16 protein-coding genes and 2 tRNA genes are annotated in these 22334 nt (G+C 60.9%); 4 read left to right on the forward strand and 14 right to left on the reverse strand.

The window, feature by feature from the left end; all coding sequences use genetic code 11:
* Positions 1–6: 6 nt before the first annotated feature.
* The 10 genes from Q5Q88_RS04285 to Q5Q88_RS04330 form a co-directional block, all read right to left on the reverse strand.
* Positions 7–1293 carry an adenylosuccinate synthase gene (locus tag Q5Q88_RS04285; RefSeq protein ID WP_302741947.1) on the reverse strand — a complete coding sequence of 429 codons (1287 nt, stop codon included), beginning with the start codon at positions 1291–1293 and terminating at the stop codon, positions 7–9.
* A 262-nt stretch (positions 1294–1555) separates the two neighbouring features.
* Positions 1556–2950 carry a replicative DNA helicase gene (dnaB, locus tag Q5Q88_RS04290; protein WP_199588915.1) on the reverse strand — a complete coding sequence of 465 codons (1395 nt, stop codon included), beginning with the start codon at positions 2948–2950 and terminating at the stop codon, positions 1556–1558.
* A 579-nt stretch (positions 2951–3529) separates the two neighbouring features.
* Positions 3530–8908 (reverse strand): discoidin domain-containing protein, encoded by a 5379-nt coding sequence (locus tag Q5Q88_RS04295; protein WP_118654074.1) that lies wholly within the window; start codon positions 8906–8908, stop codon positions 3530–3532.
* A gap of 482 nt (positions 8909–9390) precedes the next feature.
* Positions 9391–9915 (reverse strand): 50S ribosomal protein L9, encoded by a 525-nt coding sequence (gene rplI / locus Q5Q88_RS04300; RefSeq protein WP_118654073.1) that lies wholly within the window; start codon positions 9913–9915, stop codon positions 9391–9393.
* 11 nt (positions 9916–9926) lie between these two features.
* Positions 9927–10193 (reverse strand): 30S ribosomal protein S18, encoded by a 267-nt coding sequence (rpsR, locus tag Q5Q88_RS04305; protein WP_006721901.1) that lies wholly within the window; start codon positions 10191–10193, stop codon positions 9927–9929.
* A gap of 62 nt (positions 10194–10255) precedes the next feature.
* The gene (locus Q5Q88_RS04310) at positions 10256–10735 is read right to left on the reverse strand and encodes a single-stranded DNA-binding protein (protein WP_118654072.1); all 480 of its coding nucleotides are present in this window, start codon (positions 10733–10735) and stop codon (positions 10256–10258) included.
* A 55-nt stretch (positions 10736–10790) separates the two neighbouring features.
* Positions 10791–11084, reverse strand: coding sequence for a 30S ribosomal protein S6 (gene rpsF / locus Q5Q88_RS04315; protein WP_118654071.1), 294 nt, complete (start codon positions 11082–11084; stop codon positions 10791–10793).
* Between the two features lie 399 nt (positions 11085–11483).
* A complete protein-coding gene (locus tag Q5Q88_RS04320; RefSeq protein ID WP_118654070.1) occupies positions 11484–12743 on the reverse strand; it encodes a DUF4013 domain-containing protein in 1260 nt (419 codons plus the stop codon).
* Positions 12744–13117: 374 nt separating this feature from the next.
* Positions 13118–13208 (reverse strand) — tRNA-Ser (locus Q5Q88_RS04325).
* A 53-nt stretch (positions 13209–13261) separates the two neighbouring features.
* Positions 13262–13352: transfer RNA gene (locus Q5Q88_RS04330), tRNA-Ser, on the reverse strand.
* Between the two features lie 720 nt (positions 13353–14072).
* Here Q5Q88_RS04330 and Q5Q88_RS04335 point away from each other — a divergent pair.
* The gene (locus Q5Q88_RS04335; RefSeq protein WP_294122266.1) at positions 14073–14927 is read left to right on the forward strand and encodes a trimeric intracellular cation channel family protein; all 855 of its coding nucleotides are present in this window, start codon (positions 14073–14075) and stop codon (positions 14925–14927) included.
* Positions 14928–15157: 230 nt separating this feature from the next.
* Here the strand turns inward: Q5Q88_RS04335 and Q5Q88_RS04340 are convergent, their stop codons facing one another.
* Positions 15158–16054 (reverse strand): aldose 1-epimerase family protein, encoded by an 897-nt coding sequence (locus tag Q5Q88_RS04340; RefSeq protein ID WP_294122264.1) that lies wholly within the window; start codon positions 16052–16054, stop codon positions 15158–15160.
* Positions 16055–16461: 407 nt separating this feature from the next.
* Between Q5Q88_RS04340 and Q5Q88_RS04345 the strand changes: the two genes are divergently transcribed.
* The 3 genes from Q5Q88_RS04345 to Q5Q88_RS04355 are packed head-to-tail and all read left to right on the forward strand — an operon-like array spanning position 16462 to position 20606.
* Complete coding sequence (locus tag Q5Q88_RS04345; protein ID WP_302741956.1) at positions 16462–16938, forward strand: MarR family winged helix-turn-helix transcriptional regulator; 477 nt, start codon at positions 16462–16464, stop codon at positions 16936–16938.
* Entirely contained in the window at positions 16931–18694 is a 1764-nt protein-coding gene (locus Q5Q88_RS04350; RefSeq protein ID WP_302741958.1) for an ABC transporter ATP-binding protein, read from the forward strand. The genes Q5Q88_RS04345 and Q5Q88_RS04350 overlap by 8 nt, the downstream gene beginning before the upstream one ends.
* Complete coding sequence (locus Q5Q88_RS04355; protein ID WP_294122259.1) at positions 18687–20606, forward strand: ABC transporter ATP-binding protein; 1920 nt, start codon at positions 18687–18689, stop codon at positions 20604–20606. Before Q5Q88_RS04350 ends, Q5Q88_RS04355 begins: the two co-directional genes overlap by 8 nt.
* 91 nt (positions 20607–20697) lie before the next feature.
* On the opposite strand, the gene Q5Q88_RS04360 is transcribed toward Q5Q88_RS04355, so the two are convergent.
* The 3 genes from Q5Q88_RS04360 to ccsA form a co-directional block, all read right to left on the reverse strand.
* Positions 20698–21066, reverse strand: a complete 369-nt coding sequence (locus Q5Q88_RS04360; RefSeq protein WP_147352853.1) for a type II toxin-antitoxin system Phd/YefM family antitoxin — start codon at positions 21064–21066, stop codon at positions 20698–20700.
* 181 nt (positions 21067–21247) lie between these two features.
* The gene (locus Q5Q88_RS04365) at positions 21248–21439 is read right to left on the reverse strand and encodes a hypothetical protein (protein WP_118654063.1); all 192 of its coding nucleotides are present in this window, start codon (positions 21437–21439) and stop codon (positions 21248–21250) included.
* Positions 21440–22321 carry a cytochrome c biogenesis protein CcsA gene (gene ccsA / locus Q5Q88_RS04370; protein ID WP_294122257.1) on the reverse strand — a complete coding sequence of 294 codons (882 nt, stop codon included), beginning with the start codon at positions 22319–22321 and terminating at the stop codon, positions 21440–21442.
* Positions 22322–22334 lie beyond the last annotated feature (13 nt).

Consider the following 22334-nt stretch of genomic DNA (forward strand, 5'->3'; position numbering starts at 1 on the left):
AGTCCGTTACCAGTCGCGGACGATGGTCTGTTCACGATCCGGGCCCACGGCAACGAACGAGATCTTGCAGCCGGCGAGCTTCTCGATGTAGGCCACATAATCCCGCGCTGCTTGGGGCAGCTCATCGAACGTACGGCATCCGGTGATGTCGCACTTCCAACCGGGCAGCTCCTCATACACCGGCACGGCGCTCGCGAACGCGGCGGCGTGCTCGGGTACGCTCGTGTAACGAACGCCGTCGCAGTCGTAGGCCACGCAGACCTTGATGGTGTCGAACTCGGACAGCACATCGAGCTTGGTGAGGGCGATGTCGGTCAGGCCGTTCACACGCGTGGCATAGCGGGCAATCACGCCGTCGAACCAGCCGCAACGACGGCGGCGGCCGGTGGTCACGCCGTACTCGTAGCCGACCTCGGTAAGAGTGCGGCCCTCTTGGCTCGTCTCATAGTCGAGCTCGGTGGGCATGGGGCCGGAGCCCACGCGGGTGATGTATGCCTTCATGATACCCAGCACGCGGTCGATGTTCTTCATGCCCACGCCGGAGCCCGTCACGGCACCACCAGCGGTGCAGTTGGACGAGGTCACAAACGGGTACGTGCCGTGGTCGATATCGAGCAGCGTGGCCTGCGCGCCCTCGAACAGAATGGTCTTGCCCTGCTCGACCAGATCGTTGAGCAACAGTCCCGTCTCGCAGATGTAGGGACGCAGGCGCTCGGCCATGGGGAGGTAGGTCTCGGAAATCTGGTCAACCGTGTAGGTGGGCAGGTTGAAGATGCGCTCGAGCTGAGGATTCACGCGGTCGAGAACCGCGGACAGCCTGGACCGGAACGTCTCCTCGTCCAGCAGGTCCTGCATACGGATGCCGATGCGCGTCATCTTGTCCTGATAGCACGGGCCGATACCGCGCTTGGTGGTCCCGATGCTGTTCTTGCCGAGCAGCTCCTCGTACGCGCCGTCGAGGTCGATGTGATAGGGCATGATCACGTGCGCGTTGCCGGAGACCTTGAGGTTGGCGGCGGAGATGCCATCGCCCTCGAACATGTCGATCTCCTCGAGCAGGACCGCGGGGTTCACCACGCAGCCATTGCCGATGACCGAAATGCATTCGGGATACATGATGCCCGAGGGAACCTGGTGAAGGCCGTACTTCTTATCGCCCACCACGATGGTGTGACCGGCGTTGTTGCCGCCCTGATAGCGAACGACGCAATCGAACTCGGGAGCGATCAAGTCGCAGATCTTGCCCTTGCCCTCGTCGCCCCACTGGGTTCCCACCAACACTGTTGACGGCATGACTACTCCTCATTCCGTGCGCGCGGAGGCTTGATCCGCACGAGTCGTCTTGTACGCCGGGGGTTTATCCGGCACGGCCGGGCAAAATCGACCCAGCGTTCCCATTATAGGCGTACTACGGCCCCGCGCCGTCAGCGATGCGGCACGGGGCCTCATTCCACCATTACTCAATAGGGCTAGACACGCCCCCTGCCGGCGAACACGCTGCGACACGTCTGCGACAAAATGTCGCAGACGTGGGGGGGGTTGGGCTGAACGCGCATTACTCGGCGGCGTGTTCGTCAATCTCGTAGAACTTCGTGGAAGCGGGCAGGAACATCAGGTCCACATCTCCGATGGGGCCCGAACGGTTCTTCGCCACGATCACGCGCGTGATGCCAAAGTCCGGGCGGTCTTCTCGCTCTGCCTCGCTCTCGGTGCTCGAGCGGTCCAACAGCATGACGATGTCGGCGTCCTGCTCGATGGAGCCCGATTCACGCAGGTCGCTCATTTGCGGGCGCTTGCCCGTACGTCCCTCGAGCGAACGGTTGAGCTGGGAGAGCATGATCACGGGGACGCCGAGCTCCTTGGCCATGATCTTGAGGCCACGACTCATCTCGGAGACCTCGACGGCGCGGTTGCCGTTGTAGTTCTTGCCCGCCGGAGGATTCACCAGCTGCAGGTAGTCCAGGATGATGACGGCCCGCTCCTTGTTGTGGAGCATACGGCGCGCCTTGGCGCGGATCTCGGTGACCGTGGTGCCCGGCGTGTCGTCAATGAGGATATCGAGGCGGCTGAGCTCGCCGATCGCCTCGTTGATGTTCGCCCACTCCTCGGGCGAGATGCGGCCGGTACGAAAGTTCGACATGTTGACCATGGCCTGAGCGCAAATGAAGCGCTGCGCGATTTCCTTGCCGCTCATCTCCAGGGAGAAGAAGCCGACCGTGTAGCCATCGGCGGCGGCGTTGAGTGCCAAGTTGAGTGCGAACGAGGTCTTACCGACTGCCGGGCGGGCACCCAGGACCACGAGCTGGCCCTCGCGCAGGCCCATGAGCATGCGGTCGAGGCTGGGATATCCGGTGGGGGCGCCATGGACGTCGCCGCCCGCGCGCGCGACCTCCTCGGCCTCCTGATACGCCTCGGTCATGAAGTCCGTGAGACCCTTGTACGAGCTCTTGACCTCGCGCTCGGTGACCGAGAGCAGCATGGACTCGGCGCGCTCGATGACCTCCTTGGTGTCGAGCGGAGAATCGTAGGCGAGCGCGCTGATCTGATTGGTCGCGCCAATGATCTCGCGCAGCATGGCATCGCGACGCACGATCTCGGCATGATGCTGCCAGTGCGCAAGCGCGAGCGTGTTGCCCATGAGTTCGAGGATATAGGCCTCGCCGCCCACCGATTCAAGCTTGTCGATGGAGCGCAGATAGTCGATGAGCGAGATGGAGTCGATGGGCATGCTGCTCTCGTACATGCCGGACATCGCCGTGAAGATCGTCTTGTGCGAGGGACGGTAGAAGTCATCGGGGAGCAGCTCGACGAGGGCCTCCTCGACAACCTCGCCCGAGAGCATCATGGCGGCTAAGACGTTGCCTTCGGCCTCTATGTTGTTGGGCAACCCCTTAAGGGCTCCCAAATCGGCAGAACCGGTCTGCGACCATCCGTCGCTCACGATCTCCACGCGCGCTCCTTCCCCACATTCTTCACGCAGGCACCCAAGGTGAGGCCCGCAATATGGCTGGACAACCAATGGTAGGGTATCCCCACGATTCCGAAAAGCACAATCCCAGCTCAAGTCAAGCGTTTTGTGGGGACAGAGCGCACTCCACAGACGGATGTTGAAAAGTCGGCTTCTCCATCTGGGCGCGCATGGGTTATCAACGTTTTCCACATTTTTGTACGATGACCCGTGATGGTTTTCCACAGATGCAGTTCTGACCTGCAGTTTTCAACGTTTTACCAGCTAGAGAAGGTTTCTTTGCATACAGCTTATATGATGATTCGGTGAACACGCAGGTAAAGGCCACTTTTTGAGTATGTTCGCTGGTAGAGGGCTTGCAACCTTGAAGTGGTACTTGAACTTGAGCCCAGCCCCTTCCAACTGGGACTTTTTCACATGCTCGCACGCCAAGACACAGGCCCTGTGGATTTCTCTCAAGTTTTCCCACGGAAGCGACAGCAAAAAGGACCCCGCACAACGATGCGGGGTCCCAAGGGAATAGGGTTCGTAATGTCCCTATGCTGCAACCTGCAGCTTGAACTACCTCCGGTGCTTAGCAAGCGCGAGGCCAGCAGCGGCAATGCCGATGCCCACGATCGCGATGCCGCCCACCATCAGGAGCGTAGAGTCGCCCGTGCCGGGAAGGCCCGTACCAGGCTTGGAGGGCTCGGTGGTTCCAGAGCCGGGCTTCGAGGGGTCGTCCGGATTGGTGCTTCCGGCCTTCTCCCACTGCGCCACGAGCGTGATGTCACCTGTAACGGCAGCAGAGAAGTCGTAGACCTTGCCGTTGAGCGTCCAACCCTTAAAGACGTAGCCCGCGCGGATCGGGTCGTTCGGCTTGGTAACCGCCTTGCCATCGACAACGGTAACGGACTCGGGCGCCACGCCCTCGTAGCCGTAGTCGAAGGTCACCGTGTGCTCCTGCTGGGACTCGGGCTTAGCGAGCTCCAGCGCGTCGATGGCCTTCTGCAGCGCATCACACGCGGCGTCGAACTCACCATAGGTGGTCTCAAACGTGCCCGCCTCGATCTCGGCGCGGACCTTGGCCGCAAACTCCTCGGCGGATTTCAGCGCGGTCTCAAGTTGCGCCACCGAATCGGCAGTGTAGCTGTCCTTGTTCTCAAGGGCGGTCTTTGCCTGGGCGATGATCGCATCGAGCTTCTCGATGCCAAACGGATCGCCCAGCGTCTGCTGCTCGGGACCCATGACCTCAAGCTCAACGACGTGGTTCGTATTACCGGTATGGCCAGGGCGCGTGTTGCCGTTCATGTACACGCGCACGTACCGCGCCTTCGTTCCACGGGCGACGTCGAACGATTTGCCCTCGGCGGTCTCGGCGTACGCCTCGTCTTCACCCTTGCCAAAGCCGTTCTTGTTGTCGGCATCGGAGTTGTAGACGATCGTGTCGTCCGCGTCGAACGTCTCGTCCTCGGAAAGGACGATGGTGGTGTTGGGATACGTGCGGCCGTCGCTGTAGAAGCGGACCAGGTTGATGCCCGTCACGTCCTCAATGGCCCCCAGATCGACCTGGAGATACGAGCTCTCAGCGCGGTCGTCATGGCCGAACTCGCCATACATGGCGCTCGAGCCCTTCTCGCCATCGACCGCCATGCTCGCAGGACGATCGGGGTTGTTCTCGGCGGCGGAATCATCCGCGGTCCAGTGCGCGGAGGCGTTCTTGCCCTTTGCGTGGTTCACGAACTCGGGCTCGCCCAGGCCGGGAACCAGCTTGGCACGGGCGGCGCGCAGTGCGTCATAGGCAGCCTGCTGGGCAGCGGTGTCGCCACTCTTCAAGGCCTCCTCGGCCTGCTCAAGCAGAGCATCCATGTTCGCCGCGGCCCAGGACTCGGCGGTCACCTTGTCCTTGAGGGCGCGGGTCTCGGCAATAAGGTCCTCGAGCGGAGAGGCCGGAACCTCGTCGTAGCCCAGTGCGCGGTCGTACACCTTGTAATCGGTCGCGGCGGCATCGACCTTGATCTCGCCCGCCTTGATGCTGTAACCAGCGGTCTTCTCGACATCGTAGCCGTTGCCGGAAATCTCGCCGTTCACGTACAACTTGAGCATACCGTTGTTCTCACGGGCACCGCTGATGGTCGTGATGCCGGAGACGGTGCTTTCGGACGTGGCGGTCACACCGTTAACGGTGAAGTAGGCCTTGCCTTCGGCATCGATACCGAGCGCCCACTGATCGCCCTGGGAGAGCAGGACGGTATCCGCTGCGGCGTCCTTGACGGTCGCCACAACGGTAAAGCCATTCGGACCCTCCACGGAACCAGCGGCACGCGTCCCTGTGAGGATGAGGCCGTCGGCATGGAAGGTACGAACAATGGAGCCCTCAAACGTGTTGCCGGCAGAATCGGCACCGGCAATCGCCTTGATCTCGACCGCCGCGCCGTTGGCGGGAGCGGCAGGCAGGGTGATGTCAAAGGTCTTGAGGTCGGCGTAGGCGGTGATGGCGTCCTCGGCCAGCTCCACCTTCTTACCGTCGATCAGCACCTCGAGCTGGGTATTGTACACGTGCTCGGAAGCCTGAACGCGCAGCGTCGTATTGCCCTCGTTGTACAGGCGCTCAAAGGTAGGCGCCGTTGTGTCACCACCCTTGGAGAGGTGCCAAATCTGGGTCTCGCCGGGCTTCAGGGTCACGGAGACCTTCTGGCCCTTGGCGATGGTCCTGGGTGCCTCGGCAGCGCTCTTGCCACCCTGGGTGTACACGTGGTCGCGCACGACCTGATAGGTGCCATCCTCGGTGCAGCCAATGCCGGCGTCGAGGGTGAACTCGATGGTGCGCTCGGCGTTAGCCGGGTTGCGCATGGAGATGATGCCCTCGTTGCCCGCGGTGTTGAAACCTGAGAAGCCGTAGGCCTCCTGCGTACCGGGCGTGTTGACCGTGGGATTGCTCGTCAAGCCAGCGTTCGACGCGGGGTCGCCGCCGATCCACTTGGCGTTGCGGAGCATGTCGAAGTTGCCCTCTTCCCATGCGAGGAAGTCGGCGTTGATGAGGTACTTCTCGTCGTTGAAGAGCGAGTCGGAGTAGTAGAGCTCCCAGAAGGCGGTGCCGCGCGTGCCCTGCATGAACAGGTAATTACGGAACTGCTCGCCGTCCATGGAGTCGGCGGTGATGCCGGTGCCCTCTTTGCCGTAGATCGGATCGTGGTTGTAGAGGTTTGCGAGCGGGAACTGGAACTGGTTGGAGTTGATGAACTCGTAGTAGCAGGCGTCACGGTACGTGAGCATGGTGTTCATCTTGTCGTTGCCCGCGCCGCCGTGGACCTCGCCGCGGTCGCCCACGCACTGGATCCACACGGAGTTGGACCACTGCAGGAACCACGGGCTGGGGTTGACGTAGCAGGTGAGCGAGATCCACAGATCCTCGATCTGCTCGGTGCTGGCGGTCTCCCACACCTTGTCGAACAGGACGATCCACTTCTCCCACAGGTCGGTGGCGTGGAAGTACCCGTTGGGACCACCGTACATATGCTGGTGAGCCTCGTCATAGCCCACGGCGCTCTCGCCCGAGGCAAAGGCGCCGTACTGGGCGCTGTCGGCAAAGCCGTCCCACTTCCAGTAGTTGACGCCGTAATCTTCCATCCACGTAACGGCCATGTCGGTGAAGTTGGTCACGTAGCGCTGGTCGGCCACGTCGATGGAGCCGCCGGCAGAGGAGCCCTTACCCGCATCCTGGATGATCGAGGCAAGGTTGCCGTAGTAGTTGTAGCCGCCGCGCGGGCCGATCCAAACACCAAAGTTGGAGCCGAGCTTGCGCACCAAGTTCGAAGACGGGGTCAGACCGTCGGGGAACTTGTTATTGAACTGCCAGAAACCGGTGTTGTTGACGCCGTACTTGCCGTCAACCGAGCCGTTCCTGCGCAGATCGTCGCCCGTGGTGTACTGCGTCTCGTTCTTGCGGTACTGGTTCCAGCCATCGTCGACCACGTAGGACTCGAGCGGGCGCACGCCGGTCTCGGAGAGCTGCTTATCCACGGCCTTGAACGACTCGATGATGTTCTCGTCGTCGATGAACATCATGTTGTCGAACCAGGAGTTGTACTGGATGCGGAACTCACTCGGCTTGGAGATGCTCGTGATGTAGGCGTAGAAGTCGGACTGGACAACGTTCATGTCGGAGCCGTTCGAGTGGGTGGCACCGCAGACCGTCTGCCACGAGACGTACTTTCCGTCCGTGGTGAGCTGGTTGTCGCGCTTGAAATCGGCGAAGTTCTTGCCCGTCCAATAGCGGGTGCGGCCCAGGCTGTCGGCAATCTGCGTGTCGGTCTCGGGGAACTCCGAGCCCATGAACAGGCCGTTCACGTAGATGGGCTGGCCGAGCGTCGCCTTGGCAGCGTCCATCTGCACGACGCCGGACTCCTTGGGGACCGTCCACATGGTGTCATCGCTCGACGTGACGATGTGCTCGCCGTCGATGAAGTTGATGCGAGCCGTTTCGTCCTCAAGCTTGACCTCGAGGAACTTGCGCATGAAGTGGTCGCCGTCGTACATGACGACCTTCTCCACCACGGTGCCGTCGGCGGAGCCGAACTGGGCGGCGTCAAAGGTGAAGGCGATCATCTTGCCGGGCTTGTCCGTGGTATCGGAAATCGCCACGTCCTTGAGTTTGAGCTTGCTGGCGGCAAAGCCCGAACCCTCGCCCTTGGGAACGGAGGTGAACTTCTCGGCGAACAAGTCGAGCTCAGATCCGGAGACAAAGTTGCCGTTCGCGCCCTGCGTCACGCGGAAGCCCACATAGCGACCGCTCTGTGCCTCATCGAGACCAAAGTAGATCATCTTGGACGTGTTGCCATCGTAGGCACCGGCGTAGTCGACCGTAAAGGAGCCCTTCTTGCTGGTCTCCTTATAAAGGTCGCTCTTGCTGTCCGCAACGTACAGCTCGAACTTCTGCACATTGCCGTTCGAGGTGGCGCTGCCCGGACGACCGGCGTAACCGACGGTCTGGAAGGCGGACTTGGCACCCTCGCCGCGATCGATGGTGATGTCCACGGGCATCTGGTTCGTAGTGCCCGTGCCATCGTTGTTGTAGCGAGAGTGGAAGTAGGTGCCAACGTTGCCGTCGAACAGCGCGGCGACACCGCCGCCGTCACCGTTCTGCACCGAGCTCGCCTCGGCAGACCACGAGGTGGTGGCACTGGCGGTGACCACACTCTTGCCAGCGGCGTCCTTGGCGTCGAACTCAGCGACGTTGATCGCGGTGTTGATTTTGTTAGCATCCCAGTGATGGGACTCAGTCGCCGTGAGGCGAAGCGCCGTGGTGGTAACGGCCTTGTTCAGCTGAACCGCAGTCTTGCCAGTAGCGTTGAACTCGCCCCGCGCAGCCTCAGTCCAAGCGTCGCCCTGCTTATACTCAAGGACGTACTTCTTGATACGACCGGTGCAGTCCCAGTTGGTTCCGCTTACGCGCGGCGTGTATTCAAAGGACGCGACAGTCTTCGCACCGTCAAAGTTGATGATTATCGACTGCCCGCCCTTGGTGTCTTCGGAGCACCAGTAGGTGGCAGGATCGCCGTCAATCGCGTTTGCGGCGGCGTTCCCCGCCTCGTCCATAGTCGACGAAACCTCGACGGTCGCCGTCGCGGGCGCCTTCCCAGCGGGTTTGACACTCGTCAGCGCCTCACTTGGCTCCACGCGAGAACTCTCAACGAGCTGCTCGATATAGAACTCCTCGGAGCCCTCCTGAGGCGTGAATTTCGATTTTCCAAGCTTGTTGTTTATTTCGGTGGTCTTGAGGACACCGTCCTTGATGGACCACGTACGCGATATCGCATCGTTTCCCATTGTGACGGTATCACCGGTTTTATTGGCGATTACGCTACCGTAACCCGCCGCCATTGCCTGCGCCGGAGCAGAAAAACTGAGCACGCCAGCTACTGCAAAAGCGGCAACTGTCGCAAATCTGCTCTTCCTCATCCGCACCCCCCTTTCCTCACTTGCGGACCATCTGCACAGTCCGCCCCCAATTAAACAGATTGACCATATCCCAAGCGGGTAAGTGGTTTAGATACGAGGGGGGGGGGGCACCGCCAACGGCCGATTATCATCGGCAAACGGTCAGTACTGGTTACAACCAGAAGATACCTTCCACATTTTTATCAGGTCTTATTCAGACTGGTATTTGTGATACCTACCAATCTTTCCGTCATGAGCGCAGACTGAAAACACGCTGAACACCGCTGTTGACTGATTCCCGCGCAGGCCCAAGCCGCACACACCGGCACGCGCCCCGATGGCACGCGTGCCTTGAGTCCGGCAGTGACCCCTCGAGCGCCATCGGGGCGCCAGTGGATCACGTCCTCATTTGGCGCGCCCGCATCGGCCCAACAGCAAAATGGGGTCCCGCGCTTGGCACGGGACCCCATTCGAGTCGCTATATGCTATGCGTGCGGCACGTGCTACTCGGCGGCAGCCTCGGTCTCAACCTCGGCAGTCTCCTCGGCAACAACCTCAGCCTCGGCCTCGTCAGCCTCGGCCTCCTCAACGCCCACGAGGACGATGATGGAGGTGCGGATCTCGCGGTAAATGGAGATGGACACCTCGTGAGCGCCGGCAACCTTAATCGGCTTACCGAGCTCGATGCGCTTGCGGTCGACCTCGACGTCCAGCTGGGCCTTGATCGCGTCGGCGATCATGGCGGCGGTGACGGAACCGAAGAGGATGCCCTCCTCGCCGACCTTGGCATCGACGAGGACCTTCTGGCCCTCGAGCTTGGCCTTGAGAGCCTCAGCATCGGCAAGACGGACGGCTTCGCGCTTCTCGATATTCTTGCGGCGCTCCTCGAGCTGCTTGAGGTTACCCTTGGTAGCAGCAACGGCGAGCTTCTGCGGAATCAGGTAGTTCTCGGCATAACCCTGAGCGACGTCGATGATGTCGCCCTCGCCGCCCTTGCCCTTGATCTCGTCAAGCAGAACAACTTTCATGGGTACCCTCCCTACTTCTTCTCGCGAGGACCGCGGGTGGACACCACGGGCACGGCGTACGGCAGGAGAGCCATCTCGCGGGCGCGCTTGATGGCGTTCGCGATGTCGTGCTGATGCTGCGTGCAGGCGCCAGTGACGCGGCGCGGCTTGATCTTGCCGCGGTCGGTCATGTACTTGCGGAGGAGCTGAGTATCCTTGTAGTCGATATACTCAGTGCCCTCCTTACAGAACTGGCAGTACTTGCGACGCGGCTGACGGGCAGAATAATCATTAGCCATGTCTCAATACCTTTCGTGAACGACGGCTCGGCTTATGCCGTGCCGTCAACTACAAATCACCCCTAGAACGGGATGTCCTCATCGTAGACGTCGACCGCAGGGGGAACCGGAGCCGCCATGGGCGCCGGAGCCTGCTGCGGAGCGGACGCAGGAGCGTAGCCGCCCTGCTGACCGTAGGACGGGGCAGGCGCATAACCACCCGCATCGCCCTGCTGACCGCGGGACATGAACTCGATCTCATCGACGATGACCTCGAGCTTGCTGCGGCGCTGACCGTCACGCTCCCAAGAGCTGTAACGGAGCTTGCCCTCGATCGCGACCTTCGACCCCTTCGAGAGATAGCGCTTCACGGCCTCCGCGCGGGTGCCGAACATCGTGCAGTCCACGAAGTTCGGGTAGTCCTCCCACTCGCCCGTCTGAGGATTCCGGCGACGGTCGTTGACGGCCACGCCGAAGCTCAGGACCTGCGTGCCGCCAGAAGTAACGCGCAACTCGGGATCGCGGGTAAGATTACCGGAAATGTTGACTCGGTTGATGCTCATACGTGTTCACTACCTCTCATGCGGCGCATATGGGTGCCGCATCCATACAAATGACCTACTCCTGGTCGTCGCGACGGACGATCATGTGGCGGATCACGGCGTCGGTAATACGAAGCACGCGATCGAGCTCCGCGATGGAAGCCGGGTCTGCATGGAAGTTGATGAGGGTGTAGTCACCTTCGGTGAGCTTGTCGATCTCGTAAGCGAGCTTGCGCTTGCCCCACTCGTCGACGTTGTCAACCTTACCATTGCCCTCGGCGATCGTGGTGTCGATGCGCTTCATCACGGCGAGACGAGTCTCGGGATCGAGGTTGGGGTTAACGAAGAACAGCAGTTCATAAGCCTTCATGTGGTCACCTCCTCTGGACAAACGGCTTCGGGTCGTGAAGGTGCGCCCGAAGCAGGAAAAGACGTGCTAACTATAGCCGAGTCTGCACATCTTGCAAGGTGCCCCATCATCCACCCCATGACCTCCACAAATGCAAGAGCCTCTGCCCCGGCGCTCGCGTGTGTGATCCGCCATGGCACCAGCATGCCACGCCATCCCGACACAATTCTGCGTTTTGCAGCGCAAGCCCTGACCGCCCTTTCCGCATCATCCGACACGACCCACGCCCTCGCAGGTCATCGGCACGTCGACCCCGCCATGCAATGGCCCCCGTACGTGGGTTCTCCTCAGAACTACCACGCACGGGGGCTCACGTCGTCTTCACACGATGCACACAAGGTACCGGGTCTTTTCCGGACCTTATTTGTCCTCGGCCTCATCATCCGAGGTAATGGGGCCCAAAAGGATAGGCTCCTTAGAATCCTCCGCGCTCCCCTGCTCGGACTCGCCCGAGGAGTCGGTGCAACTTGCCGCATCGCTGGACGGGCAAGAGCCCTCCTCCGCGTCCAAGGGAACAACCGGATCGACGGGAATATCGGCATCCTCCGACAAGGGCGTAACCGGGTCAGCCTGCGGGGTCGACGGCTCTACAGGCGATGCGGCGGGCTCCTGCGCCGCATGGGCAGACGGCTCGGCGGGAACGGACGTGGACGGCTCGGTAACGAAATCGGTATTCGTCGCGCCTGCAGGGGTGACGGGGGGAACGGGAGCGGACTGCACGCCAGACGCGTAGCCATCCCGATGCGGCACGTCAGCAGGCAACGGATCGCCCGAAACACCCCAGCGGTCCACGTCAAAGCGGCAGAACCACTGTCCCATCGCGTTCATCGAAACCAGGCTCATTGCGGTGCTGATCACTCCGCCAATAAACGTGAGGGCGATGACGCACAGCAAGAACAGCAGCAGCGGACCAGCGCCGATCTGCAGCAGCCGTTCGAGAATGAAATGCCAACCGCTCATATAGGACCCCGAGATGCCCATGAATGCGGTGGCGCTCATGAGGCTGCCCACGGCAACCAGACCGCAAACAAGCGTGACGATGAACGCATAGGCGCCCGAGATAAGCCCACCTATGAACACGACGCCAAACGTATGTAGAAATCCGCCGAAATCGCGGCCGATCATCTGGAAGAGGCGGTCGAGACGCCAACCCGCGGAAAAGCTGTCGTACAACGTGGAACGAAGCGACGCCGCCTGCAAAAACGAACCCATAAGACCACTCGCGAAGATGGTGAACAACGAGAACGTCGCACCGGACGTTACGGCGAGCATCGTGCTCACCGCGTTGCCGCCCGTCAGGCCGGAGACGAGCAGATACAAAGATCCGGGGAACACGACCTGCAAAATCAGTGCCACCACGATTCCCATCGAAATCGTGACCAAAAACGCACGGCCGCCGGTGGAGAGCACCTTGCCGTAATCGACCCCGCGCTGCTTGGGTGCCGAGTCTACACCCCAAGCGGTGAGACGTGCCCATTCCATTCCATAGCCGAGCAGGGCAATCTGCCCCAAAATGGGAATCCAGCCCACCAGCGTCAGCACCAGGACCGGCTTAAGCCAGCCCTTATCGCGCGTGAGCATATGCCATGAGGATACAAATCCCAGGTTTCGTGCGTTCATCCTGCCTCATCTCCATGTTGGAAATCTTTTTCAAGATGCAGTGTATCCCGATGAACGCCCCCTGTACACGCGCGTGCACGGGATTAAGCAGGGCTTAAGACGAGCGCAAGTCAACCGTAAGGATCCTCGCGGGTTCGAATCCATGCAAGGTAAACGAAAAAGCGAGCCGCGCGGGCTCGCCTCTGTTTCGAAAATGGCGGAGGAGGAGGGATTCGCCGGGCGCTCCGCGCCCTCCCCTCGCTGCGCGCCTACGGCGCTTGCGGGCTACGCTGGAAAACGCTGCCGCGTTTCCTCAGCTCCGCCCCCTCACGGGTTCGAATCCACGCAGGGGATACGAAAAAGCGAGCCGCACGGGCTCGCCTCTGTTTCGAAAATGGCGGAGGAGGAGGGATTCGAACCCTCGTACGGGGAGTACCCGTAAACGGTTTTCGAGACCGCCGCATTCAACCACTCTGCCACTCCTCCGTAAGAAGTGAAAACGGCACGTCACCCATATGGATGCGTGCCGCTGAAAGTTCTGGCGGAGAGTCAGGGATTTGAACCCTGGAGACGCTTTTGGCGCCTACACGATTTCCAATCGTGCTCCTTCGGCCACTCGGACAACTCTCCGTGAATGCAGGGGCTATTGTACCGTACTTTCCCACGCGCGCAAGTGAAATTGTGAGAAAGATTGCCAAACCCGGCGGGCCTCTTGATTTCCAACCTCAGCGAAACACTTAGCACACTCAGCGCAACACGTTTCGATAAGCGCGGGAAGACGGTGACCATGGCGGGAATCCGCAGAGACCCAGCGGGTCGATAGAGCCCTGTCGCCCATCACCCCCCCCCGTTAGGTGCCCATCGCCCCTCCGCAAGTGCCGTCAGGGCTGCGGGCACCCGTCAACGCCAGCAGGATCCCGTCACCGCCCGGGCCCAAGCACCCATCGCGTGCCCCATCTGGCGCCTTGGCCTCTCTCGGCAGCTCGGGTCCTTGGGTAGCTCGAGTCCCATCTGGCCCCCTGGGCAGCCCGAGCTCCGCACTTTGTGAGAAAAGACGGGTTTGAAATGAACGCATCATTTCAAACCCATGATAAATCACATTACCATGCCCCTTTATGTGAGGAATCGTGGGTTTGAAACTCCCATTCTGTTTCAAACCCACGATTCCTCACATCCAAAACGGACCCCGGCCGCGCAGGGCAAATATCGATGCGTACTTCGCCCCGCGCCATACCTCGGCTAAGATTGATAGGCGCAGGCACCGCTGCGCATCGAAGGCGCGGGCGTCGGCGCGCAGGGCAAGTGCACTGCAGGCTCGCATCGCAGGCGCATCGTGAAGGGAGACCAGCCATGAGTCCAGCCGTCTTGGCAGTTACTGCACACGCTGCCAACGCGATGGCCTTGGGCGAAGAGATGGTCCAGATTCCCATTGCGTTCGAAATGGTCGCCGTCATCGTGGCGGCGGCGTCTGGTGTGCTCGCCGCGCGCGAAAACAAGCTCGACCTCATCGGCGCCATCGGCCTCGCCGTGCTTGTGTCGCTGGGCGGTGGCTTGACCCGCGATGTCATTCTTCAGGAGCACAACGTCTACATCCTGCAGCAACCCCTCGCCCTGCCGGTATCCATCGGCACCGCGGCGGCCGTCTTCGCCTTTCCCTGGATGGTCGAAAAGCCCGACCGGCTTATCTCCGTTCTCGACATCTTCGCCGTCGGCCTGTTCGCCGTCATGGGTGCCGACAAAACAATGGCATACGGCTACCCGCCCATCACCTGCGTGATGATGGGCTTCATCACTGCCGTGGGCGGCGGCATGCTGCGCGATATATGCCTTGCGCGCGTACCCTATATCTTCCGGCGCAGCAACCTGTACGCCATGGCGGCAATCGCCGGCGCCATCACCTATATGGTGCTCATCGAAAGCCTGGGAATGTGGAACATCGCTGCTGCGTTCATCAGCGTCGCGCTCACGATGTTCATCCGTTGGTGGTCCATCCGGTTCAACATCATGAGCCCCACGGAATTCGATCCGCACAAGATGCCCGAACCTGTCAAGAAAGTTGCCCGCCCTGTGGTTCGGCCCATCCAACGCGCCGGGCGACGCATAAGCGCCAAGATGTCCCACGAGGCCGAACACGCACGAACCCGGTCGCGCGACGGGTCGGACTTGAAGCGCGGCGGCTCCGCGAGGAACCGGAGATCTCAGTAATTAGATAGGGTGCTTTTACTGAAAGGGAATTTTGCAGCACAACGCTTCAAGCTCCGACATGCGCAGCTGAGCCACGCCACGCCTCGCACGAAAATGGCCCCACGCACGGCGGGCCGCCGCCCCGTGGCAACGACCCGCCCATCGGCACGCTCTCTCATGCGGCACAAAGCTTGTCCCAGTTCACGCTCGGCGCACGCGATTTGCCCGAGTATACGCGATCGGTCCGAGCATTAAAGCGCGGTCATGCTAAAGCTGTACTCCGCGGTCTTGCCGGGCGCCAGGATCGTGATGTCGCGCTTATGCTCAAGCACGTCGTCCTCGCTCGTGAGCGTGGCATGGCCGGTCCAAGGCTCCAGCGCGATGAACGGCGAGTTGCCCTCTTGGGCGGACCACAGACCAATGTACTTGAAGTCGGCGAAGTCGACACGCATGCCGCGACCGCTCTTGGTGCCGCGTAGCGTGAGCGTTCCGCCGGGGACATCGGTGAGAATAACGGCATCGTGCGCGAACAGGCTCCGCGTAACCGGCAGCACGTCCGAATTTTCGACTGGGACGAAGGACTCATCGAAGGTGAGGAGGCCGCCCTCGGCGATGCGAGGTGCGGTGCACGTCCAGGGCTCGGCGAACTCGAAAACGTAATCCTCGAAGTCCTCGCCCTCGGCGCCCGGCGCGGGAACGTTAAACGCGGGGTGGCCGCCAACGGAGAACGGCAGATCAACGTCGCCGGTGTTGGTGACGGTGAACGTCTGCGTCAGCGTGGCATCGCCCGTGATTGCGTAGGTCATGTTGAGCTTGAAGTGATATGGGTAGGCCTTGAGAGTCTCGGGGGTGTCGCGGTACTCGAACGTCACCGCAGACCCATCCTCAGCCATGCCGACGACGGCGTGCTCCGCGGTGCGGGCGAGGCCGTGGCGTTCCATGCGGCAGGCGCCCTCTGAGCACGTTGCCTCCCCGCCACGGATGGAGCCCACGATGGGAAACAGCACCGGTGCGTGCTTGCCCCAAAACGTTGGATCAGCCTGCCACAGATACTCCCTGTCATCTACGACGAAGCTTGTGAGCTCGGCGCCCATGGATGATATCTGAGCGGTGACGTTGCCTTTGGCAATGGTGGTGACAGTCGACATGGCAGGACCTTTCAATCGAGGGCGAAGCGGCGCACATGGCAACCCCGCCAGGCTGGCGCCTCCAATCGGGCGCCGTTGCATCCATTATCCCCGTTTTTCGCTCTGCGAAGCCCCTTTACGGAGCCCGGTGCCCCACCATCGAAAGTCTGTCGCAGTTTTGCGCGAATTCCCAAGCATTCATAGCCGTAGAACCTCTTCTACCTGCGTGTTTGCGAGTCTAATCAATCGGCCGCTCAGCGGGGAGTCAAAATGCGGCAAAACCTCAAGCTTGACGGAATGCTTCTAAAACGGGTTGCGCACGAACCAAAAATTAATTCGGTTCCTGATTATTTGGTACCTTGACTGTTGTTCGCAAGAGTCCTAATCTCTACACGGCCAAACAACAATGACATATATGGGAGGTGGAGATGACAGACCATGAGTACCACGAGGCGCTTGACGCGAGCGCCCCGGCGAAGACTGACGAGGACATTGCCCGTGCCAAGCGCATCCTGCAGGGCCTGGGTTTCTGCGGGCACTATATGCACTTTCACGGCGGTGGGCGATCGGGGCAGGTGCCCATCCTGTGCATGCTCGACCGCTGTGGGGGCCGACTCTCGCAGCAGGAACTCGGATCTCGCTTTGAGATCAAGCCCGGCTCGTTGTCGGAGATCCTATCCAAAATGGAGTGTGCGAGGCTCATTGAGCGTACGCGCGACACCAAGGACCGCCGTCAGCTTTTCGTGCACCTCACGCAGGCGGGTCGGGAGCTCGCCCAGCACGAGCACGACAAGCGGGAGGCCTTCAGACGCGCCGCGTTCTCGGCACTCACCGTCGAAGAGCAAGAACAACTCGCCGAAATGCTCGAGAAGATCCGTGTGACCTGGGAGGAGTTAGATGGTTAATACGCTTGCTGCATCCATTCGAAACTACAAGTGGCCCACAATCGCCACGCTAATCTTGGTGTTGTTCGAGGTCGCCTGCGAGATGGCGATCCCCTTTGTGACTGCCAACCTCATCGACGTCATCAAAGACGGCGCAACGGTCGCCGAGATCCTGCCCACGGCCGGGGTCCTCGTCGTCATCGCTCTCATATCGCTGCTGTTCGGTGCCGCTGCGGGCATTACCTGTAGCTACGCGAGCTGTGGATTCGCCAAGAACCTCCGTCACGACCTCTTCTACAAGATCCAGACGTTCTCGTTCGCCAACATCGACCGCTTCTCCAGCTCCTCGCTGGTCACACGCCTCACCACCGACGTCACCAACGTCCAGCAGGCGTTCATGCTCATCATCCGCATCGCCGTCCGTGCGCCGCTCGTGCTGGTCTTCGCGTTCGCGATGGCTTACGCCATGGGCGGTTCCATCTCCTTCGTGTATCTCGCCATGATTCCGCTGCTCGGTGGCGGTCTTGGTTTCATCATCCACAAGGTCGGCCCCATTTTCACCCGCGTGTTTCACAAGTACGACGCGCTCAACGAATCGGTCGAGGAGAACGTCACCGGCATGCGCGTGGTAAAGAGCTACGTGCGCGAAGACTACGAGAAGCAGAAGTTCGCGCACGCCGCGCAGGACGTCTGCGCCGACTTCACCCGCGCCGAAAAGCTTCTGGCTTTCAACAACCCGATGATGAACCTGTGCGTCAACGGCGCATTCGTCCTCATCATCTTCCTCGGGTCCAAGCTCATCATCACGAGCCAGGGCGAGCTATTCGACGTCGGCCAGCTCTCGTCCACCTTCACCTACGGCTTCCAGATTCTCATGAGCCTCATGCAGCTCTCCATGATCTTCGTCATGGTGACCATGGCCGAGGAAAGCGCCAATCGTATCGTCGAGGTGCTTCACGACGAGCCCACCATCGCCAATCCGAACGAACCCATTTATGAGGTCGCGGACGGCTCCATCGACTTCGACAACGTGAGCTTCAAGTATTCCGAGCATGCCGAGCGGCAGGCGCTCGATGGCATCGATCTTCACATCGCCAGCGGCGAGACCATCGGCATCATCGGCGGTACCGGATCCGCGAAGTCCACGCTCGTCAACCTCATCGCACGCCTATACGACGTCACCGAGGGCACGGTCCGTGTGGGCGGGCGTGACGTTCGCGACTACGACCTCGACTCCCTGCGTCATCAGGTCGCCATGGTTCTGCAGAAGAACGTGCTCTTTAGCGGCACCATCGCCGACAATCTGCGCTGGGGCGATCCCGATGCCACCGACGATGAGGTCCGAGAGGCGGCACACCTGGCCTGTGCCGACGAGTTCGTCGACGGCTTCCCCAAGGGCTACGATACGTGGATCGAGCAGGGGGGCTCCAACGTCTCCGGTGGCCAGAAGCAACGCCTCTGCATTGCGCGCGCCCTGCTCCGCCGCCCCAAGATCTTGATTCTCGACGACTCCACGAGCGCCGTCGACACCAAGACGGACGCCAAGATCCGCGCCGGTCTGGCCGAATACCTGCCCGAGACAACCAGGCTCATCATCGCGCAGCGCATTACGAGTGTGCAGGACGCCGACCGCATCATCGTCATGGAGGGCGGCCGCATCGCCAGCATCGGTACGCACGACGAGCTCATGGAGAGCTCCAAGATCTACCGCGAGACATTCGTCTCTCAAAACAAGATGAGCGAGGAGGCTCAGGAAGGAGGTGAGGCGCATGAGTAAGGCAACCACCGCAGCTCGCGCAAAGAATCGCCGCCCCGGAACGCTCAAGCGTCTCGTCAAGATGCTGTTCTCGTTCTACCCCGTCCTGTTGCCGTTGGTCATGGCCGGCGTACTCCTATGCGGCCTCATCAACTCAGTTGGCTCGCTCTTCCTGCAGAAAGCCCTCGAAGTCATCTCGTCCTCTTGGCAGACGGGTGACTGGGCGGCGGCACAGCCCAAGATTGTGAGCCTCGTGACCGTCCTCGCCATTATCTACCTCATAGGCAACCTCTCCTCCCTGTTCTGGAATCGCTACATGGCCGTCATCACGCAGGGCTCTCTCGAGAAGCTCCGTGAGAAGATGTTCAATCGCATGCAGGACCTTCCCATCAGGTATTTCGACACCAACCAGCGCGGCGACATCATGTCGCACTACACCAACGACATCGACACGCTGCGCCAGATGATCTCGCAGTCCCTTCCCAACCTCCTACAAACCGTCATCGTGCTCGCCACCGTCTTGTTCATCATGTTCTACTTCTCGGCATGGATGGGCTTGGTGATCATCGCCGGTGTAGCCGTCATGACGTTCCTCACCAAGCTGCTCGGCTCCAACTCCGCGCGCTTCTTCATCGCGCAGCAAACCGAGCTCGGCGTTGTTGAGGGACACATCGAGGAAGTCATGAACGGCCAGAAGGTCGTCAAGGCGTTTTGCCACGAACATGCGGCGGAGGAGGACTTTGACGAGCGCAACGAGAAGCTCTTCGAGGTCTCGCAGAAGGCCAACATGTTCGCCAACATCCTCATGCCCATCCTGATGAACCTCGGCAACCTCATCTATGTCGTGGTTGCGCTTGCCGGTGGCGTCTTTTTGGCGCTCGGCGTGCCCAACCTCTCCTTCTCCGGCCTTCCGCTGTCCATCGCCGTGGTGGTTCCCTTCCTCAATATGACAAAACAGTTCTGCGGCCAGATTGGACAGGTCTCCCAGCAGATCAACGCCGTGGTCATGGGTCTCGCCGGAGCGGACCGCATCTTTGAGCTGCTCGACCAGGAGCCGGAGGTTGACGAGGGGTACGTGACGCTTGTCAACGCCCAGGTCAACCCCAGCACCTGGGAGATCGAAGAGGCTGATCACCGCACGGGCCTCTGGGCGTGGAAGCATCCGCACAAGGCCGACGGCACCGTGACGTACGTTCCGCTGCGCGGCGATGTCCGCATGGTCGATGTCGACTTTGGCTACACCCCCGACCATGAGGTTCTGCACGGCGTCTCGGTCTACGCCAAACCCGGTCAGAAAGTGGCGTTTGTCGGTGCTACGGGCGCAGGCAAGACCACGATCACCAACCTCATCAATCGCTTCTACGACATCGCGGACGGCAAGATCCGATACGACGGCATCAACGTGAACAAGATCAAGAAGGCAGACCTTCGCCGATCCCTGGGCGTGGTGCTCCAGGACGTCAACCTGTTCACCGGCACCGTCATGGACAACATCCGATACGGCAAGCTCGATGCGACCGACGAGGAGTGCATCAAGGCAGCCGAGCTCGCAGGTGCCGACGACTTCATCCGCCGCCTGCCCGATGGCTACAGCACCATGCTTACCGGCAACGGTTCGCAGCTCAGCCAGGGCCAACGCCAGCTCGTCTCCATCGCCCGTGCCGCCGTCGCCGATCCGCCCGCGATGATTCTCGATGAGGCGACGAGTTCCATCGACACGCGCACCGAGGCGATTGTCCAGCGCGGCATGGATGCCCTTATGCAGGGACGCACCACGTTCGTCATCGCGCACCGACTCTCGACGGTCCGCAACTCCGATGTGATCATCTGCCTCGACCACGGTCGCGTAATCGAACGCGGCACGCATGATGAGCTCATCGCCAAGAAGGGTTACTACTACCAGCTCTACACCGGCGCATTCGAACTCGAATAGCGGACAAGCCCCCGCATCTTTGCCCAATCCCTCGCCTCGCCCACCCGAACCGCGCTTTGCGGGTACGGGTGGGCGAAGTTTTTGCGTGTGGCTACACCGTCGACATGAAATCGGCGGCAAGGGGTCGTATCTCGAACCAGGGGATGCCGTTTCTCACCACGGTGATCGTCTCCCCCGTACTGTTGGCATACGCCGCCAACCTGCTTAGATGCGTCTTTGCCGCTCGCATGGGAACACGGCCCTCATCGCGCAGCCATCTGCCGAGCGGTACTCCGCACCAACTGTCCCCACCCGCCTGCTCATCGCTCACCGAATCGATGAGTGCTTGTTCCAAAAAGCCCCGCGGTCCCGCATTTGGATCCGCCTTCACGCACAACCCGGTCATCTCGTCCTCCTTCTCTGTGTGGAGCACGAGCGTATCAGGCGCTTCCGACCAGTTCTCCAACGGCTTCTCACGCATGGCTTGCACCTGAGTCCGCATGTCCTGACACCCCAGCTCAGCACCCCTACCTTCGTTCACAAGGGCATCGTAAGGCACACGCATCTTCACGTGATATACGGAAAACGACCCTTGACAGCCACCTGCCAAGGGTCGTTTTGGCTTTTAGGGGTTTAAGCTTTCGCAGAAGAAGGAATGTGCCCTATCGGGACTCCCGTTCCCGCTCCTCGAGCGCGCGCCTGAGCGCTTCGATGTCGGCCTCCGTGCGCTTTGATTTGCGCCACAAGGAGAGTACGAACACAAACAACGCCAGCAAGATGCCCACATATGCAGCCAAGACAAAGGGCGCTGCAGGCAAAACAGTCGAATAGACCTCGGAAAGAATCGGATCCATTTAGCCCTCCTCAGGCTCGTTGGTTGCGGGAGAAACGACCGCGGCGCAGCTGGCGCCATCGCGGCCATCGGCAACGACGGTCGCGGCCTTTGTCCGCAGGCGCTCAAGCGCCTCGGCGGCGGCCGCACGGGACGCGGCGGAATCGAGATCCTCAAGGCGCCGCTTGAGCTCCTCAACCTCATCGGCGGCGGCATTCACACGCAGCGCATAGCGATACAGAGCAAACGCGACCATGAGCATACCCGCCATACCCAGCAAAAACGGAATGAGCATAAGCGGCGGCAGACCAGAATCCGTCCTGAACACCACCGGATGCACCGAGCTCGGCACCAAGCGCGTGATGAGGAACGAAATGGGCGCATCCACAAACGAGACAACGCAAAACACTGCGGCGAAGCGTGCGATCTTCTCGGGATCATCGAGCGCGTTGCGCAGCACAAAGTACCCAATCACCAGCAGCATCAGGATGAAGTACGTAGTGAGTCGAGGCTCCCACACCCACCAGACGCCCCACTCGAAGCGCGTCCAAAGATCGCCCGAGATCATGGTTGCCACGATGAACACAAGCGTGACCTGCATGGCGGTGCGCGAGCGCACATCGCGCGCACGGTCCTTGGTCACGAGGAACCGCAGGGCGTGGTAAGCCGCCACCCCCATGAACACGAACGAGGCAATCGCAACGGGAACATGCAGGTAGAAGATCTTTTGGCTCAGCAGCAACTTGGTGGTGACCATTTGCCCCGCAATCACCACGGATTCGGACAATCGCGCACCCTGCACGAGCGGCGCCAAGGTGAACGTCCATACCACGTCAGTCGCGATGAGCAGCGCGCCCAGCACGAGCAGGGCGGGCACCATTGCATTAGATTTCTTCAAGGTCACAAGACCCCCTTCC

The sequence above is a fragment of the uncultured Collinsella sp. genome, assembly GCF_959026545.1.
In the GTDB taxonomy this organism is placed as follows: domain Bacteria; phylum Actinomycetota; class Coriobacteriia; order Coriobacteriales; family Coriobacteriaceae; genus Collinsella.